The organism is Synechococcus sp. CS-603 (assembly GCF_977929215.1).
Map to the genome: position 1 here is coordinate 2034198 of NZ_OZ376778.1, position 18054 is coordinate 2052251.

General features: G+C 64.1%; 16 protein-coding genes. 3 read left to right on the forward strand and 13 right to left on the reverse strand.

The window, feature by feature from the left end; all coding sequences use genetic code 11:
* Nucleotides 1–9 precede the first annotated feature (9 nt).
* The 7 genes from ACXMDM_RS10710 to rpoD all read right to left on the reverse strand — a co-directional run bounded on the left by ACXMDM_RS10710 (nt 10) and on the right by rpoD (nt 8621).
* On the reverse strand, nt 10–2052 hold the full coding sequence (locus tag ACXMDM_RS10710; protein ID WP_499569583.1) for a chloride channel protein: 2043 nt from the start codon (nt 2050–2052) through the stop codon (nt 10–12).
* On the reverse strand, nt 2027–2980 hold the full coding sequence (gene hemC / locus ACXMDM_RS10715) for a hydroxymethylbilane synthase (RefSeq protein ID WP_071801728.1): 954 nt from the start codon (nt 2978–2980) through the stop codon (nt 2027–2029). Before hemC ends, ACXMDM_RS10710 begins: the two co-directional genes overlap by 26 nt.
* A 96-nt stretch (nt 2981–3076) precedes the next feature.
* The gene (locus ACXMDM_RS10720; protein WP_071801729.1) at nt 3077–3475 is read right to left on the reverse strand and encodes a DUF1824 family protein; all 399 of its coding nucleotides are present in this window, start codon (nt 3473–3475) and stop codon (nt 3077–3079) included.
* A 12-nt stretch (nt 3476–3487) separates the two neighbouring features.
* Nucleotides 3488–4441 (reverse strand): IS1595 family transposase, encoded by a 954-nt coding sequence (locus ACXMDM_RS10725; RefSeq protein WP_071799713.1) that lies wholly within the window; start codon nt 4439–4441, stop codon nt 3488–3490.
* A gap of 66 nt (nt 4442–4507) precedes the next feature.
* Nucleotides 4508–5182 carry a phosphatase PAP2 family protein gene (locus ACXMDM_RS10730; protein ID WP_259722974.1) on the reverse strand — a complete coding sequence of 225 codons (675 nt, stop codon included), beginning with the start codon at nt 5180–5182 and terminating at the stop codon, nt 4508–4510.
* Complete coding sequence (locus ACXMDM_RS10735) at nt 5179–7008, reverse strand: ArnT family glycosyltransferase (RefSeq protein ID WP_259723008.1); 1830 nt, start codon at nt 7006–7008, stop codon at nt 5179–5181. The genes ACXMDM_RS10730 and ACXMDM_RS10735 overlap by 4 nt, the downstream gene beginning before the upstream one ends.
* Before the next feature lie 146 nt (nt 7009–7154).
* Entirely contained in the window at nt 7155–8621 is a 1467-nt protein-coding gene (gene rpoD / locus ACXMDM_RS10740; RefSeq protein WP_071801732.1) for an RNA polymerase sigma factor RpoD, read from the reverse strand.
* A 409-nt stretch (nt 8622–9030) separates the two neighbouring features.
* Between rpoD and priA the strand changes: the two genes are divergently transcribed.
* A complete protein-coding gene (gene priA / locus ACXMDM_RS10745) occupies nt 9031–11310 on the forward strand; it encodes a replication restart helicase PriA (RefSeq protein WP_071801733.1) in 2280 nt (759 codons plus the stop codon).
* Here the strand turns inward: priA and ACXMDM_RS10750 are convergent.
* The 3 genes from ACXMDM_RS10750 to ACXMDM_RS10760 are packed head-to-tail and all read right to left on the reverse strand — an operon-like array spanning nt 11307 to nt 13951.
* Nucleotides 11307–12446 (reverse strand): DUF3153 domain-containing protein, encoded by a 1140-nt coding sequence (locus tag ACXMDM_RS10750; RefSeq protein WP_071801734.1) that lies wholly within the window; start codon nt 12444–12446, stop codon nt 11307–11309. The genes priA and ACXMDM_RS10750 overlap by 4 nt on opposite strands.
* Nucleotides 12439–13359, reverse strand: coding sequence for an acetylglutamate kinase (gene argB / locus ACXMDM_RS10755; RefSeq protein WP_071801735.1), 921 nt, complete (start codon nt 13357–13359; stop codon nt 12439–12441). Before argB ends, ACXMDM_RS10750 begins: the two co-directional genes overlap by 8 nt.
* Before the next feature lie 13 nt (nt 13360–13372).
* The gene (locus ACXMDM_RS10760; RefSeq protein ID WP_071802322.1) at nt 13373–13951 is read right to left on the reverse strand and encodes a DUF2854 domain-containing protein; all 579 of its coding nucleotides are present in this window, start codon (nt 13949–13951) and stop codon (nt 13373–13375) included.
* 62 nt (nt 13952–14013) lie between these two features.
* Between ACXMDM_RS10760 and ACXMDM_RS10765 the strand changes: the two genes are divergently transcribed.
* Nucleotides 14014–14289, forward strand: a complete 276-nt coding sequence (locus ACXMDM_RS10765; protein WP_233830830.1) for a DUF8666 family protein — start codon at nt 14014–14016, stop codon at nt 14287–14289.
* Nucleotides 14290–14300: 11 nt separating this feature from the next.
* On the opposite strand, the gene ACXMDM_RS10770 is transcribed toward ACXMDM_RS10765, so the two are convergent.
* Entirely contained in the window at nt 14301–14819 is a 519-nt protein-coding gene (locus ACXMDM_RS10770) for a single-stranded DNA-binding protein (protein WP_071802324.1), read from the reverse strand.
* A 97-nt stretch (nt 14820–14916) separates the two neighbouring features.
* On the opposite strand from ACXMDM_RS10770, the gene ACXMDM_RS10775 reads away from it, so the two are divergent.
* Nucleotides 14917–15729, forward strand: coding sequence for a precorrin-6A/cobalt-precorrin-6A reductase (locus ACXMDM_RS10775; protein ID WP_071801736.1), 813 nt, complete (start codon nt 14917–14919; stop codon nt 15727–15729).
* Here ACXMDM_RS10775 and ACXMDM_RS10780 read toward each other — a convergent pair whose 3' ends face one another.
* Together ACXMDM_RS10780 and ACXMDM_RS10785 are read right to left on the reverse strand one after the other, a co-directional pair.
* On the reverse strand, nt 15730–16728 hold the full coding sequence (locus tag ACXMDM_RS10780; protein WP_259722975.1) for an adenosine kinase: 999 nt from the start codon (nt 16726–16728) through the stop codon (nt 15730–15732).
* Nucleotides 16721–18040, reverse strand: coding sequence for an adenylosuccinate synthase (locus ACXMDM_RS10785; RefSeq protein WP_233830832.1), 1320 nt, complete (start codon nt 18038–18040; stop codon nt 16721–16723). Before ACXMDM_RS10785 ends, ACXMDM_RS10780 begins: the two co-directional genes overlap by 8 nt.
* Between the last annotated feature and the right edge of the window lie 14 nt (nt 18041–18054).

The window sequence follows — 18054 nt, forward strand, 5'->3', positions numbered from 1 at the left end:
CGTCTGAAATCATGCCGTCATCGCCTGATCAAGAACGGCCTGCCTGGCCAAAGCCCTGGCCAGGCTGTCACGGCAGGCCAGGCCGAGCAGGTCTTGCACCCGTAATCCTCCAGCTGGTAGGCCGTCAGGCAACTTGGCCCCAAACCTGCCGTTGATCCCTTCCTGCCACTCAAATACCGGTAGCTGACGCAGGCCATTGGGGCTGAGCTGATCCTCGAGTTCGGAGAGATTGGCCGTGCTTGGCAGCCAGATCAACTCGGAGCGACGGCAGCCGATCAAGTTGAGCTCCAGCTCTTCAGCCTCAGTCCCAGCAGCAGTACGCAGGGCCAGGGCCTGAGCCGTGATCGCCCGTTGCAGATCAGTGAGGGTCAGCAGGCCGACCACCCAGCCCTCCTGCTCGATCAACAGGCAATGGCCTCGCTGCTCAATCAGCCGGGCCAACGCGAGCTGCGGTGTCAGCGCGGCAGGCAGAACCAGGGGAAGATCCGGCTCCAGTGCCGCGCTGATGGCCAGGGCCGACAGGCCGCGACGGCGCTGCTCCTCCTGAGGATCAGGGCCCAGCAATCCAGGGTCAGCCAGACCTAACCAGCGCTCCATCAACAGGGCACTCAGTCCGGTGGCGGCCATCAGCGGCAGGACGATGCGGATGTCGTGGGTGAGCTCAAACAGCAACAGCAGGGCCGTGAGCGGTGCCCTGGCACTGCCGGCCAGCACAGCTGCCATGCCCACCATCGCGTAGGCCGGTGGTTCGGCAACGGCCCAATGCAGGCCGCTCTCGCCCAGCCACTGGCCATAGCAATTACCCAGCACGGCCCCAAGGAACAGGGAAGGAGCAAAGCCACCGCCGACAAAACCCGTGGCATTGCTGAGCCCGGTGGCCAGCAGCTTCACGACCAGCAAGGCCAGCAAGCTGGAGAGGGCAAGGCCGCTCTGAGTGCCGAGCAAGGCTTCGATCGTGTCGTAGCCAACCCCGAGCACCTGGGGAAAGCCCAGGGCCATTACTCCCACCCCTAGCCCACCGAGGGCATTGAGCAACCAGGGATCGAGCCGTTCCAGCTGGCGTTGGACCGGCCCACTGCGGCCTGCCGCCAACAGGCTGACCAAGGCCCAGGACATCAGGCTGGCCAGCACCCCGAGGCCGAGGTAAAGCGGCAACTCCAACAGGGAGCGCACCTCATAGGCGGGCAGGCGAAATATCGGCTCATCGCCAAGGCACAGCTGGGTGATCAGGGAGGAACTCACTGCCGCCACCAGCACCGCGCGCAGGCTGGCCCGCCCTGGAATCGCGCCCGAGACCCCTTCAAAAGCGAAGAAAACGCCAGCGATCGGGGCCCGGAAGCCCGCCGCCAGCCCTGCCGCCAGGCCCGCTGCCACCAGAGCTTTCTGGGATTGCGGCGAGAGCGCTGCACGCACACCCACCCAGAGGCCGATGTTGCCGCCGCCCTCAACACTCGGACCCTCAGGCCCGAGTGAGGCGCCACTGCCCAGGCTCAAGGCTGCTGTCACCAGCCGCAGAAACGGCAGCTTCGGTGCCGCCGGCACCAGACCATCAGCCATCGCCATCAAGCTGGGCAATCCTGGACCCAGGTCTTTGGCGCGTTGACGCAGGCCACCAACGAGCACCCCTCCCAGCATCGGCGCCACCAACACCGGCCACAAGCTCAGCCAGTTGAGAGCCTGGGGGACCGCCGGCTCCGCCAAAGGCGCCGGTGGAGGCGGCAGAAAGCCGATCCCACCGAGGCCGATCTGCAGTAACGCTTGGAGTGGCGTACTGGCTTCGGGGTCTGGACTGAAAACCTCGAGGGGGGCCGGCTTGGCTGCCAGTGTCCCCACCAGCCCCATCACCCCCTCGACCAGGCCGCCGAACAGGAACCGGTTGGTGAAGCCCAGCAGAACGTGAAAGCCCACCACGGCAGCACCGCTGAGAACCCCCACGAGAGCCGCCCAAGCCAGCAGATTCCATTGGAAAGGAGCCGCCCTGAGCGGACCCTGAGCAGGGGCCTCTGCACCCTCCTCGCCAGCCTCCTCAGTGACCGCGTCCGACGGTGGCAAAGATGTCCTCCAGGATCTCTCCTGCTCCCTGGGAGCGCAGGCGCTTGGCCAGGTCGATCCCGATCGCTTCTGGTTCGATGGCTGCGCCGCGAGCCTGATCACGGATCAGGCGCTGGCCATCGAGGCTGGCCACCATGCCGGTGAGCACGAGCTGCTCGCCCTCAAAGCTGGTGTTCACGCCAATCGGCACCTGACAACCCCCTTCCAACTGGCGCAGAAAGGCCCTCTCCGCCAGGCAGCGGCGGGAGGATGGCGTGTGCTCCAACGCCTTGAGCTGGCTGATCACGCGGTCATCGCCATGGCGGCACTCGATACCGAGGGCTCCCTGGCCAACGGCATGCAAGGAAATGGAGGGGTCGATCCGTTCATGGATGCGCGCCGTCAAACCGAGGCGTCCCAGGCCCGCCGCCGCCAGGATCAGGCAGTCGTACTGGCCGGCATCGAGTTTCTCCAGCCGGGTGATGACATTGCCACGCACATCCTTGAACACAAGATGGGGAAAGTGGTGACGGAGTTGGGCCAAGCGGCGCAGGGAGCTGCTGCCCACCACACTGCCTTCGGGCAGTGTGGCCAGGGTCTTGTCCTGATGCTTGGCGTGGACCACAAGGGCATCGGCCGGATCTTCCCGTTCGGTGATACAGCCAAGGATCAAACCTTCAGGCAGGTTCGTGGGCAGGTCCTTGAGGCTGTGGACAGCAATATCAGCCCGATCGAGCAGCATCTGGGCCTCCAGTTCCTTGGTGAACAGGCCCTTGTCGCCGATCTTCGCCAAAGCGACATCGAGAATCTTGTCGCCTTGGGTCGCCATCGCCTCGACGCTGATCTCCAGGTCGGGGTGAGCCTTGGCCAGTTCATCGCGCACCCAATGGGTCTGCACCATCGCCAACTGGCTGCGGCGGGTGGCGATGCGCAATGTGGAGCCAGCCATCAAGTTCAGTCCTCGAACCGGCCACAGGGCCGCTCAACAGCCGTCAAGCCTAAGGACCGATGGGCCTCGGCCTGCTGGACCGCTTCAAGATCGTGATCAGCCAAAGAAATCGAGGGGAAAAGGCCCCCAGGTGCCCTCAGCCGCTGAATCGTCCGGCTGGTGTCCGGTGATCAACAAGCCCTCACCAAGGCCGGTTTCGCTGCGCAGCCGATAGAGGCCCGTCGCTTGATTCCCCTTGAGAAAAACCGGACCCGCAGCGGGCTCGTCGCCATCTACCACCAGGGGGGACCAGCCCAGGGCCTGTTGGCAGGAGCCGAGGGCCTTCACCGCGGCCGTCGTCGATGGGGCCATCACCCCAATGGTGAACCAGGCACAACCGGCCAGGCGGGCCGCCAGCTCCTCGCTCAGACGCTGCCGTTGCGGGGCCTCAAGCATTGGAGCTGTGCGCAGGCCGCAGAGAGCGGAAAGGGAGTCAAGGCTGGGGGAGGTGGTCAAAGCGGAACTCGATTAGGTAGCAAACTCCGCACACCTCAGGAGTCGTTCCGGCCGTGCTTGACAGCTGCAGATGGCATGAACCACACGCTCGGTCATTGCCGCCAGATTGAACCGCCGATTGAAGCGGTAGCTGAAGGCGCCCAAGTAGCGATCAGCGTACTTTTCGAAGCGAAGGGCATGGAAGCTGCCGCTGAAGCTGGTTTTCAAGTTGCTGAGCACCGTGTTAATCCAACGGAATTCTGGTAATTCATTGGGATGACGACCCTTTACGACCACAGGATGATGGAAGCAACCGACTTCTGCAACGGCGCGAAAGCAAGCCAGCCCATCGGAGATCACTTCACAGCCTATCGCCAGTGAATCTTGGGCCCAATCAGCAATAGCGGCAAAAGAGAACGTGGGCACGGTGGCAAGTTTTATATACCGGGGGTGGCCCGCCTCATCGACAGAGACGGCTGCCACGACCGGCACCTTGTTCTCCGATCCACGACCAGGCTTGCCACCACAGCGTTCTCCGCCAAGGTAGGCATCATCCACCTGCACCCTTCCTCTGAGGACATAGGCGCCATCACGTTCTTTCATTGCCTGCATGATCTTGTTCTGAAGCAACCATGCCGTTCGGTAGTTCACACCGAGATGACGCCTCAGAGCTAGTGAGGAGATTCCTGTCTTGGCTTGGCCGACGAGGTAGAAGGCAAGGAACCAGGTGGTCAGAGGTAACTTTGTTGCCTCCAAGATGGTACCGGCCGTGAGGGTGGCTTGATGACGACAGCTCCGGCACTGATAGCGCTTGTGGCGCCTGCCAATGATGAGCCCGTACTCCTTGCCCTCACAACGTGGGCAACGGAAACCATCAGGCCAGCGCGCCTGTTCCAGGGCAACTTCACATTTTTGCTCGGTTCCGTAGAGCTCAATAAACTGGGGCAGCGACAGGCTGGCCTGGAACTGGATCCGATTCATAGCCATGGCAGTGACGACTGGTATATGCGTACCAGCCTAGGTCCCAAAAGGGCTGCCTGCGGAGCTTGCTGCCTAATCAAGAAGCGGAATGCCGCGGTTCCGTTCACTCTGGCTGGCCAGGCTGACCTTCCAACCGGTTAGGCAGATGGTCAGCCAGATGAAGCCCACTGCAGCGCCAGCGACGATGTCGGTGAACCAGTGGACACGGCAGTAGAGGGTGCTGATCCAGATCAAAGCGACCCAAAGGGTGGATCCCAGGTAGAGCGGCTGGCGCAGGTGGGGATAACGCTTCGAGAGAATCGCGCACATCAGGAAATAAAACACCACCGCCCCGGCCGCATGGCCACTGGGGAAACTGCGGCCACTCACCTCCACCAACCGGCCGAGGGGCCGGGCGCGATCGAACAGAGGCTTCAACCATTGATCGACGATCAAAAGGATTCCCGCCGTACCGATCGCCAGCCAGGTCAGATCGTTCCAGGCCCTCTTCAGGCTCAGGAACAGCAAGGAAGCCATCACCAGCAAAGCCGTGACCCGGGTTCCACTGACCTGATACACCACCACAAGAAATCTGCCCAGGGGGGCGGGGATGGCGTCACCCAGCCAAAGAAGAACGGCTTCATCGGCCTCCGGGCTTTTGTCGTTGCCGATCGTCAGCTCAATCGCGATGACAACGGCCATGGCCGCCAGACAGGCCAGCAGCCGCCACGGCCCTAGGCAGCGGAACCAACGACGGAGGCCGCTCAAGGCTGGGACCGACCTGCCAGATCGGCACGGTTCACACGCCACAAGCGGTGGTTGCCGCGATCCGCGATGGCTTGAACAGAGGAGGGATCAAGGTCGAAACGGCGCAGATTGCGTTCTTCTCCGAATAACAAAACAGTGGAAGCAGCAGCGCTTTCAGCCGATCCAGCAGAGGTGGCATCTGGGCTGCGGCTGTTGTCATTCACGCTGTTGTCATTCCCACTGTTGCTAGGTCCACTGCTGTTGCTCCCACTCGTTTTGTTCCTGCTGGTGTCGTCGTCGCGCAGGTGCTCTCTTGCCCCTTGGACACTGTCAAAGAAGCTCACAGGTTGCTTGCTGTAATACACAACGCTGTATCGCATATAGCCGATCACAAGCAGTTCTTCGTTGGGCTCTGACACCTGTCCAGCCAGCACCGCCAGATCTTTGAGCGGTTGTTGGCGCTGGGCCTGCATTAAGGGAGCCAGGCCTGGCACCACCAGCAGCAGCAGGCCGGCGAAGCCCAGCAGATTCGGGGCCCAGAAACAGCGCGGCGACCCTTTTTGAACCAGTAGAGAAAAGAACCCAACAGCAGCGACAGCCAACACGATCGCGAGCACCAGTGGCAGGCCTGAGCTCTCCAGAGCCTGGGCGAAATCCGGGTAGGCCGGATCGGTGGCCGCCCAGCGTGGTGCAAAGGCAGCGGCAATCGCCATCACCGCGAGCACCAAGGCATTGAAGCTGCCCATCCAGCGCTGGGGCCAATCAGGGCCAATGGCCCTTGGCGGTGACCCGCGCAAGGGGATCCAATACAGGCTGATCAGCAGCGCTCCTGCAGGCACCAGCGGCAGGATGTAGCCAGCCAATTTAGTGGCGGCGGCGGAGAAGAACAACAACACCACCAGGAACCAGACCAGGCAGAACGGGGCCAACTGGGAAGCTCTGGGCTGCTTGCGCCACCAGCCCAGCCGCCAGTAGCCGAGCCTGGCGACGGCCAGGGGCCAATAGAACGACCAGGGCAGCAGCAGCAGCAGGCACCAAGGCAGATAGAAGTACCAAGGCCCGGCGTGGCCGTACAGCACGGAGGTGTAACGCTCCAGATTGCTGAAACCGAAAAAACCACCCAGAAAGGCCATGCCATGGGCTTGGGCAGCCAGCGCGTACCAAGGGGTGGCCACAGCAAAGAAAAGCAGGGCCATCGCCAGCATCGGCATCTGGCGCAGCACGACCCATAACTGCCCCTGCAGGAGCAGAAACACCACAATCACCAGACCTGGCAGCACCAGCCCTACGGGCCCCTTGGCCAGCACCGCAATGGCGCTGAACACTGGCATGGCGACATAACCCAGCCGGCGCAACCAGGGCCGTTCCTGTTGGCTGTAACTGAGGAAGAAACCAAATAAACTGAGGCTTATCGCGCTCGCCAGGAACATGTCGGTCACCGAGCTGCGGCCCCAACCCACCCAACCAGGATTGAGGGCCAACACGGCGGCAGCAAGCCAGGCCCGTCGCCAGCGTTGCCCGCTTGCCTCGTCGGGCCCAGCGATGGTCAGGAGCAGACCAAAGCCAGCTAACACAACAGAACTTGCAGCCAGGGCCACCGGTAGCCGGGCTGCCCATTCCGACACTCCGAAGATTCGGAAACTGAGACCCACCATCCAGTAGCCCCAGACGGGATAGTCAAAGAAGAGCTCGTTGTTCCAGTAAGGGGTAACCCAGTCGTTGCGCAGCATCATCTGATGCCCGACTTCAACGAACAGGGCTTCGGTTTTGTCCATCAGGCTGAGGGTGCCCAGATGGTTGAAGAAAGCCAGCCAGCAGAGCAACCCCAGCCCCACAAGGCTGATCACAGCCAACCGCCAGGGAGATCTGCCCAGCGACGATCTCGACTTCAGCACAGACGCCTGGACATCATTCAAACGATGATCACGCAGATGAACCATCCCGACCGGGTCATGGATTGGGGGGGAGGCTACCAAGCAGTGAGACCAAGGTCTTACTTGATGTATTCCTTGAGCACACCGTTGCGGTTGGGGTGGCGCAGCTTGCGCAGCGCCTTGGCCTCGATCTGGCGGATGCGTTCCCTGGTGACATCAAAGATCTGGCCAATCTCTTCAAGGGTTTTCATGCGGCCATCGTCGAGGCCATAACGAAGGCGGAGCACGTCACGCTCCCTGGGGCTGAGCGTTGCCAATACGCCCTCCAGATCTTCCCGCAGCAGATTCTTGGCCACATCTTGCTCGGGATTCTCAATATCGGCTTCGATGAAATCACCGAGGCGTGAATCCTCCTCCTTACCAATCGGAGTTTCCAAGGATATCGGCAGTTGGGCCGATTTGGCGATGAAACGAAGTTTTTCGATCGTCATCTCCATGCTTTCAGCGATCTCCTCTTCCGTTGGCTTACGGCCGAACTCTTGACTGAGAACCTTGGTGGTTTTCTTGATACGGGAGATGGTTTCGTAGAGGTGAACCGGCAGACGGATCGTGCGGCTCTGGTCAGCAATGGCGCGGGTGATCGCCTGACGGATCCACCAAGTGGCATAGGTGGAGAACTTATAGCCCTTTTCGTGGTCGAATTTCTCGGCGGCACGGATCAGGCCCAGGCTTCCTTCTTGAATGAGGTCCTGAAAGGAAAGCCCCCGATTCATGTACTTCTTGGCGATCGACACCACCAGGCGCAAGTTCGACTGCACCATCTTCTCCTTGGCCCGCCGGCCCAGCATCAGCCGGCGACGGAACTTCAGCAAGGTCATGTCAACGAGAACGGCCCACTCCTTCACATCGGGGTAGTGACCGTTGTCCTGCTCGAACTGGTTCGCCAGTTCCTCAAGCAGCAGCAGGTCGGCGATCTTGCGCGCCAGCTCGATCTCTTCGTCTGGGCGCAACAGACGGATACGGCCGATTTCCTGGAGATAGACCCGGATCGAATCCTCGGTGTACACCCCTTTGGGTCCCACCTTGATGCTCGCCAAGGCCTTGGCCCCAGCGGCTTTCTTTTCCTTGGTCGCCGTCGCGGCATCGGCCGCTGTCAACAGTTGTTCGGCGGCGCTGTCCTGCTGCTGGCTCGCAGCGGCGGAGGCAGGAAGGGAGGCACCCACCTTGGTCTTGCCGGAGGTCTTGCTGGCAACCGCCTTACTGGAAACCGCTTTTCCTGAAGCCGGCTTCGCGGAGGAGGCTTTGGTTGTGGAGGTTTTGGTCGTCGAAGTTTTGACGGCGGCAGCCTTCGCCGCCGGAGGCTTACGGGTGCGCGTCACCTTGTTGGAGGCCACGGCAGGGGTCTCAGCCGTGCTGGGCTCGGCTGCCGCCTTGGACTTCGAGCTGGCCTTGGCTGCGGAATCCTTTGGCTTGCTTCGTGAAGCCTTCGGCTTTGCCTCGACACTCACCCCTGCTCCCGAAAGGGAAGCGACCGTGAGAATTTCCTGGTCGGGCTTCTTGGATTTGACGGCGGCGACAGGACTCATAAGAACAACAGAAGAAAGTAGAGGCGGGAGGGAGAAAGGGGGAAGGAAACGCCGGCGAGGTGGTTTCGAAGTGCTTCTTCACGGCAACGACGCACCAAGGCTGGGGAAGGCATCAGTAGAGACACTCCCGGTCCGTCAACAGATAGAGATTGAAACGGGACCGTCGGCCTCTCAGAACACAATCAACCAGACCAAACGACAAGGATCGACACGGATGCCAATGCAGGGTTGTCAGGGGAGGTCGCAGACTGGGAGGCTGGATGGAGGGTGACTCCAGTCGCTGCTCACTTCAAGTCTTCCCACTGGACGGAACACTGCCGGATCCGACTGCAGCTTCATCAACTGCTCAACACCCTCATTCTAAGAAAACTGTTTGGGGTTTGCAAGGAAACGAGCGGATGCGACCACGGTGATTCAAGAACTGACATGCTCCCAGGTGTGGCTGGAGGCAGGCCCGGAGGGCCGTGTTTTCACCTACACCAACCCCCAGAACCTTGTTCTGGCAGTGGGTGATCTGGTCAGGGTCCGCTTACGGGGCCGCCGGCACATCGGCCTGATCGTCGAAACCCCGGTCGCCTTTCCCCAGAACATCGACCCGATCAAGTTGTTGCCAATCGAGGCGATCCAGCAGAGCGGTGCCGCCGATCCCAGCTGGCAAGAGGTGCTCCAGCAGGTGGCCTCTGACTGCCACACCAGTCTGTTCAAGACGCTCAAGACAGCCTTGCCACCGGGTTGGCTTGGCCAGCGCCCCGCCTCCGCCCAGGGAGCAACGCCTGAGCGCCAATGGGTGGCACTGCTGGCCGGTGGGGCCATTGCGGAGGCTCGAACAGCACGTCAGCGAGCCTTGCTCGAACGTTTGGCCCTTCAAGACGGTGGCGGGGCCTGGTTGCAGGCGGTGGTGACGCAGTGGGGATTCAGCCGTTCGCTGGTCCAGGGGCTGGCCACACGATCGGTGCTTCAGCTGAGCCGACGGCCTGCCCCAGTAGCACCACGACAGGCCAGCACGCTGTCCGAGCCCGGCATGGCTAGGGGCCTGGAGCCCCCTCGCCAACTGAACCTGGCCCAGGCCCAGGCCCTCGCCCAGATTCTCTCCTCAGCAGACGATGCCGAACTGCTGCTCTGGGGTGTCACTGGTTCGGGCAAAACCGAGGTGTATCTCCAGGCTGCGGCGGCCTGCCTGGAGGAGGGCCGCAGCGCCCTGCTGTTGACCCCGGAGATCGGCCTGATCCCCCAGCTGATCGACCGCTGCCTGGCCCGCTTCGGCGACCGGGTTCTCGGCTATCACAGCGGTCTCAGCGATGCTGAGCGGATCAGGGTCTGGAGGCGCTGCCAGGGAACAGCGCAGCAGGCCGGCCCGCTGCTGGTGGTCGGCACCCGTTCCGCCATCTTTTTGCCCCTGGCCCCTCTCGGTCTGATCGTGCTGGACGAGGAGCACGACAGCTCCTACAAGCAGGAGGCTCCGATGCCCTGCTATCACGCCAGGACGGTGGCCAGGCGCCGAGCCGCCAGCGGCCCGGCAAGGCTGCTGCTCGGCAGCGCCACCCCCTCCATCGAAACCTGGCTGCGCTGCCAGGCGGGGCCAGGTGAACGTCAACCCCAGACCGGGCTGTTGCGGCTGCCCGAGAGGATCAGCGGCCAGACCGCGGCCCCGGTGCGGGTGGTCGACATGCGCCTGGAGCTGGCCGATGGCCACCGGCGCCTGATCAGCCGGGCGCTGAAGGGCCGGCTCGATCGGCTCAAGCAAGTGGGTGAGCAGGCGGTGGTGCTCGTGCCCCGGCGGGGCTACAGCAGTTTCCTGAGTTGCCGCAGCTGCGGGGAGGTGGTGCAGTGTCCGCACTGCGATGTCTCGCTCACCGTCCATCGCCACCGCGATGGTCTGGAGTGGTTGCGCTGTCACTGGTGCGGCCACCGCCAGCAGCCAAGCGAGCGCTGCAGTCACTGCGGCTCCACTGCCTTCAAGCCATTCGGCGCGGGAACCCAGCGGGTGATCGAGCAACTGGAAACGGAGCTCGAAGGGCTACGCCTGCTGCGCTTCGATCGCGATACCACCCGGGGACGGGATGGACACCGACGCCTGCTGGCACAGTTCGCCGCTGGCGAAGCCGATGTGCTGGTGGGAACCCAGATGCTCACCAAGGGGATCGACCTGCCGCGGGTGACCCTGGCGGCGGTGCTGGCGGCCGATGGCCTGTTGCATCGCCCCGATCTGCGGGCCGGAGAACAATGCCTGCAGGTGTTGCTGCAACTGGCCGGCCGCGCCGGCCGTGGCGAACGCCCCGGCGAAGTGATCGTCCAGACCTATTCCCCCGATCATCCCGTGATCCGCCATCTGATCGATGGCCGCTACGACCACTACCTCACAGGCGAACTCCAGCAGCGCCGGGCGGCCTCTCTGGTGCCCTTCAGCCGCGCCTGCCTGCTGCGGCTCTCCGGTACCACGGCCACCACCACGGCCACCGCCGCTGCCAGCCTGGCCGAGCGGATCCGGGGTGACCTGGAGTCCGCCGGTTGGCTCCTGGTCGGACCAGCCCCGGCACCGGTGGCGCGGGTGGCCGGCCGCCATCGCTGGCAGATCCTGCTGCACGGCCCCGCCGGCAGCCTGTTGCCATTACCAGCGGAAGCTGATCTGCGCTCAGGGCTCGATCGCCAGGTGAACCTCAGCATTGATCCCGACCCACTGGAGCTCTAAGACTCTTCATCAACGGAAGGAGAAGGCAATTCCGGCCAGCCAAAACCGGCCTGCCAGCGCAGCCGCTGCAGTCCGAGGGCCAGACCAAGCAACACCAGGATCACAACAGCCCCCACCCCCAGGCGGCTCCAGCGCCAGCAGACCAGTTCGATGCGGTTGAGAGCGCCGGGCTGCAACGGCCAGCGGATCCCATCGGCATCGGGCACGGCGGCCAGAGGCAACGCCAAGCGCAGGGCAGCAGGGGCCAGCGGGCCGAGCTGAACGCCGAGCTCCAGTCCCGGAAGTCCCCTGACAGCGCGCAGATCCACTTCCAAGCTGAATTGCTGGTGAGCCCCTACCAACCAATTGCGTTCCTTCAGCTGCAAATCCGGGGCTGGCAGCTCGATCCCCCCAAGCTGGGCGGCCGTGGCCACAGTGCTCTGCAGCAGCCTGGAAATCTCCGCGCTGTTCAAGTTGGCGCTCCTCAGGCTGACCACCCCCTGGCGGGTTTCAAGCTCCAGGCGAGGTTTCGGTGCTGGTGCCGCTGCCTGCAGCTCCTGGCTGAATTGGCGCTGAAAGGGGAGCAGGCGTCCGGACTCGCTGCTCAGGGTCTGCTGGAGCTGGAGCCGGCCGGGAGGACCGAAGCGCAGATCGGTCTCGACCCGCAGGCAGCCTGAGAGCAGGGAGCCAAGCAGCAGAAGCACGGCCAGCACGGCGATGGCAAAGCCAACCGGGCCGCGGGTGGGTCCAGTCGGTGGTGGCAGCGGCGACGGTGGCCCCGGCGCACGCTGGCGGCGCCGGGGACTGGCGCCGGGTTTCAAGCGACCCTCCAGGGGCGCGGCCTCCGTGATGGCCGGCAATGTCAGCGACCAGTTGGCCGGACGCGGCAGGGCCGGTGCTTCGAGAATCAGCTGCAGGTCCTTGGCCTGGGCCCGAATCTCCAGGTCCCGGCAGACGCGCAAACTGCGGCAACAGCTGGCGGCCTGCTCATCGTTGCCCTGGCCCAGCAGGGCCGTGACCATCAGCAAGCGCAGGCTGCCCCCCAAGGGCGTAGCGGCCGGATGGAGCAGGGCGAGGGGTTCGAGCAACCTCAGGCAACGCCCGTAGTCGCCCCTCTCCAGCGCCTGGCGGGCTGGTGACAGCGGGTCCTCAGTCATGACCGGCCGGCGCGGCTGCCGGCGCCAGACGGCCGACCACCATCGTACCGATGCCGGCATCGGTGAACACTTCCAAGAGCAAGGCGTGGGGAACGCGGCCATCGACGATATGGGCAGCCCCGACCCCCTGGGCGAGGGCACGGATGCAGCATTCGGTCTTGGGGGTCATGCCGCCATCGACCACCCCGCTGGCGATCAGCTCACGGGCCTCCGACAGGCTGAGCTGACGCAGCAGCGAACCAGGATCGTCGCGATGGCGCAGGATTCCAGGGGTATCGGTGAGCAGGATCAGCTTCTCGGCCTGGAGGGCGGCGGCGAGTTCACCGGCCACGGTGTCGGCATTGATGTTGTGCGACTGACCCTGGGGGTTGGCCGCCACGCTGGAAATCACTGGGATGTAGCCATTCTCCAGCAGGGGAGTGAGAACGTCGGGGTTGACAGCCGCCACATCCCCCACCAGCCCGTGGGAGCCATCCCCCAAGACCCTCGCTTCGACCAGGCCGCCATCACTGCCACAGAGCCCCACCGCCCGGCCACCGAGGCGGTTAAGCCCGTTAACGATCTGCTTGTTGACCCTGCCGACCAGCACCATCTCGACCACATCCATCGTCTCGGCATCGGTGACCCGCAGGCCATCAACGAACCGGGGCTCGATCGACATCCGGCTCAGCCATTGGTTGATCTCAGGCCCGCCGCCATGGACCACCACCGGTTGCAAACCCACGCAGGCCAGCAGAGCCAGATCACGGAAGACCGCCTCACGCAGCGCCTCGTTCACCATCGCCGCCCCCCCATACTTCACCACCACACGGCGGCCGGAAAACCGCTGGATGTACGGCAGGGCCTCACTGAGAACGGAGACCCGCAGGCTGTCCTCGGCACTGATCAAGGGGTCATGACTCAAGTTCGACAACGACGACGGGGAATCAGGACGGCACGGCGTCCAGCTGACCATCGCTGATGGCAGGGTCAACCGGACCCAGGATGAGTTCAAGTTCAGTGTCCGTCAACGGGGCCAGCGTGGCCACAAGCCCAGGTCCGAAAAAACGGCCAAGCCGCTCCTGCTTGGCTTGCCAGCGCTCATACGGCACCCCATGGCTGCGAAAACGCAGGCCCAGGCCATAGCCACCATGTTCCTCCAGTTCGCGCACGCTCAGGAGTTCGGGCGGCTGATCGTCGTTCCAGAGCTTGAGGGCCTCCAGCGAGCTCTCCAGGTGAGCCTTCTGGCCATAGCGCCAACGGGTCACGTCCTTGAGCAAGGTGCTGAGCGGTTCGCTCTCAGGTTGCTCGCGCAGGGCACGGAATTCAGCAGGTTTGGTCAGACGGATCGCGGGCGGCAGTTCCGAGGACTTCAGGGCCAGACCGCCCAGCAGCAGTGGAATGCCATAGAACACGCCAGCCAGGCTGATGTTGGGGCTATCGGTCGCGTAGGCGATCGTGCCGACCACGGTAAGAACGGCGCCAAGGAGGGTGAGCAGGCTGCCGGGTGAGGTGATTGCTTGCATGGCGACCATCCTCCCGCAAGGGCGTGCGCAACAATCGAAACCATGTTGGGTCCAACTCTGCGATGACTGCCTCCAACTCCGCTGAATCCTCCAGGCCTATCGGTGCCGAGCCCGATCGGGTCGAACCAGTGGCGGCTGAAGTCCAAAACGTGGCTCCAGAAACTGCTGAAGAGCTCAGCAGCACGGCCTTGATCGAGCAGCTCAGCGCCGATCGACTGTGGCTGTTGCGCCAGATCGATGGGGGCCGTTGGCCTGATCTGCGCCTCGACCTGGCGGCCCTGGAGCGGGAGCTGGGCCAGATGATCGATCTGGCCAGCGAACGGCTGACTGGAAGCTGAGGGGCCTGGCTTCAGAACGGGATGTCGTCGTCGTCGCTGAGCTCAGGCACCAGCGGCGAAGTGTTCCAGGTGGGAACCTCAGGCGCCGGGGTCGCTGGAATCGCAGCAGCGGCGGTCGTGGAGCCAGCCACAGCAGCCCTGGCCGGCACGGGCCTGGGCACTGAGCGGGGTTGCCCCCCGGCGGGGGGCAACGGGGCAGGCCTTGTGTCGCCGGCCGGGGAAGGGCCTTCGGCCAGGGGATGGAGACGGGAGAGGGTGAACTCGGCCCGTTTCTCCTTGAGGCCATCGGCGCGGGTGATGGTGCTGATGCGCAGGCGCCCCTCCAGCATCAACCGCTGGCCCACCTGGACCCTGTTCTGGAGATCCTGGGCCAGATTGCCCCAGCCCACCACCTTGATCTGGCCGGACGGGTCGTCGGGCCGCAGACCCTCGAACTGCACCGACATTTCGGCCACAGGGGTCTGGTTGTCCTGGGTGTAGCGCAACTGGGGCGCCTCGATCACCTCCACTTCCAGCAAACAGTGATTCAAAACCGGATCAAAAATACCGGTCCCCATCCTGGTGCACGATCCCGCTGATGCACGCTGCTGCTGAACAGAACAGTCCTGCCCTTGAACAGCCCCGTTGATGCCCAGCCTTGATCCTCAGCAGCGACGCCGGCTCTGGCTGATCGCCGGCACCGGCGAGGGACCCGCCCTGGCCAGGGTGTTGCTGGAGCGGGGCTGGGGCGTGACTGTGGCTGTGGTGAGCGCCAGCGCCTGCCGTGCCTACGACGCCCACCCCGATCTGCGCCTGGAGGTGGGAGGCCTGGCGGGACCAGCGGCCATGGCCGCGCGGCTGCGCCAGGCGACGCAGGGCGGGCAGCCGTTTGGTTGGGTAGTGGATGCCAGCCATCCCTTTGCCAGCCGGGTCAGCTCCGACCTGGCCGCCACCTGCCGGAGCCTGGGCCAGCCGCTGCTGCGTCTGTTGCGCCCCAATCTTGAAGCCGAAGCCGTCGACTGCACCCTGCTGGCGGGCTGTGAGGAGCTGGCCTGCCTAGACTTGGCGAGGGAGCGCCTGCTGTTCGCCATCGGTGCCCGCCATCTGCCCAAAGCCCTGGCCCTGGTGGCCCCTGCCGTGAGCTTTGCCCGCCTGCTGCCCAACCCCGCGAGTCTGCGGCAGGCACGGGCCGCCGGGCTGCCGGAGGCCCATCTGGCCTGTCATCGCCCCGGCACAGGAGCGGGCCTGGCCCCGCTGGCTCTTGAAGCGGCCCTGATTCGCCAGTGGGGCATCACCGCCGTTGTGTGTCGCCAATCCGGTGGCACAACCGAACGGTGCTGGCACACCCTTTGCCGCCGGTTCGGGCTGAGGCTGCTGCTGCTGCAACGGCCTGAGGAACCGGAGGGCGTCGAGCAACTCGAGCTGCCAGATCTGATCGCCCGGCTGGGGGCCTGCGGCTGATCAGCCCAGGTGCTCGGCGACCAGGTCAGGCAGAGAAATGGCGGGGCGCGGTCCCAGCTGGGTGATCACCTGGCCGGCACAGAGGGATCCCAGCTGTCCGCAGCGTTCCAGCGAGTCACCCCGGGTGTGGCCGAAGAGAAAACCGGCGGCATAAAGATCGCCAGCCCCGGTGGTGTCCACCAGTGGGCCGAGCCGGTAAGGCTCGATCTCCAGGGTGGTTGAACCCTGCAGCACGACCGATCCCCGTTCGCTGCGGGTCAGCACGGCCACCTGGCAGCGCCCCCGCACATGTTCGCGAGCCTCCTCGAAGCTGGAGCTGCCATAGAGGGCCATGATCTCGACCTCATTGGCAAAGAGCAGATCGACATGGCCGTCGACAAGCTCCAGAAAGCTCTGACGGTGGCGCTCGACGCAAAAAGCATCCGAGAGGCTCAGGGCCACCTGGCCACCACTGCGGCGCATCACCTCGGCCGCGGCAAGGAAGGCGCGCTTGGCCGCTTCGCTGTCCCAGAGGTAGCCCTCCAGATACAACACTTTGGCCTGGGCCACAAGCTCCAGATCAAGGTCTTGGGGCTCCAGCCCCACCGAGGCCCCCAGGTAGGTGCACATCGTGCGCTGGGCATCGGGGCTGACCAGGATCATGCAGCGGGCCGTGGAGGGTCCGCTGCTGGCAGCGGGCGTGTCGAAGCGGGTGCCGACGGCGCGAATGTCGTGGGCGAAGATCGCGCCGAGCTGGTCGTCGCGGACGCGGCCGATGAAGGCCGCCTGGCCGCCGAGCTGGGCGATGCCGGCCAGGGTGTTGGCGGCCGAGCCACCGGACGTTTCCAGACCCGGACCCATGGCGGCATACAGCCGCTCGGCCTGGGCTTCATCCACCAGGGCCATGGCGCCTTTGTGGAGTTGGTGGTCTTCGAGGAAACGGTCGTCGCTCTGAACGAGGACATCGACGATGGCATTGCCGATGCCGATGACATCGAGAACCTTGCTGATCTCAGGCATTGAGGAGGGCTCGCTTCGGTCCGTGGATCGGATCCTCCACCACGATGGTCTGGTCCCGGTGGGCGCCAAGCGACACGATCGCGATCGGCACTTCCATCAGTTCAGCCAGGAATCGCAGATAGGCCATGGCCGTTTCCGGAAGCTGCTCAAGGCGACGACAATCGGCCGTTGAAGACTGCCAACCCGGCAGGCTGACATAGATCGGCTTGCAGCGGGCAAAGAGTTCGGCGCTGCTGGGGAAATGGTCGATGCGCTCGCCATCGAGCTCATAGGCCACGCAGACCTGGATGGAATCAAGTTCGTCGAGCACGTCGAGCTTGGTGATCGCCAGGCAGTCGAGGCCGTTGACCTCCACCGCGTAGCGGCCGATCACGCCATCAAACCAACCGCAACGACGGCGACGCCCGGTGGTGGTGCCGAATTCGTGGCCCCGGTCACAGAGGTGATCGTTGAGGCTGCCTTCGAGTTCGGTGGGAAAGGGACCTTCCCCAACGCGGGTGGTGTAGGCCTTGGCCACACCGATTACGCGGTCGATCAGCGTCGGGCCGACCCCGGCACCGATGCAGGCACCACCCGAGACTGGGTTCGAGGAGGTCACATAGGGATAGGTGCCGTGGTCGAGATCCAGCAGGGTTCCCTGGGCCCCTTCAAACAGGATGTTTTTGCGGGCCCGCGCCGCCTGGTGAATGGTGCGGGTGCAGTCGACCACATGGGGAGCCAGCCTGGCCCCGTAACCCGCATATTCAGCGATCATGGCCTCGCAGTCGAGCGGCTCGATGCCGTAGATCTGCTCGAGCAGCTGGTTCTTCTCCGCCAAGGGGGCAGTGAGGCGATCGCGCAGCCGCTCTTCATCGAGCAGATCAACCACCCGGATGCCATTGCGCTCGGCTTTGTCGGCATAGGTGGGACCGATGCCCCGGCCGGTGGTGCCGATGCGTCTATCGCCACGACGCTGCTCCATCGCCTGATCGAGCAGGCGGTGGTAGGGCATGGTGACGTGGGCCGTGGAGGCCAGTTTCAGCCCGTCAATGGCGATGCCATAGGCGAGCAGCATATCGAGCTCGGCAAGCATCACCTTGGGGTCCACCACGGTGCCTGAACCGATCAGGCAGATCGTTTCGGGATAAAGAATTCCAGAAGGAATCAGGTGCAGTTTGAGAACCTTGTCGTCAACGACGATGGTGTGGCCGGCATTGACGCCGCCCTGATAGCGCACGACCACATCGGCGGAGCGGCTCAGGAGATCGGTGATCTTGCCCTTCCCCTCGTCGCCCCACTGTGCACCGATGACGACAACGTTGGCCAAGGACACAGCGGCCCGAAGCC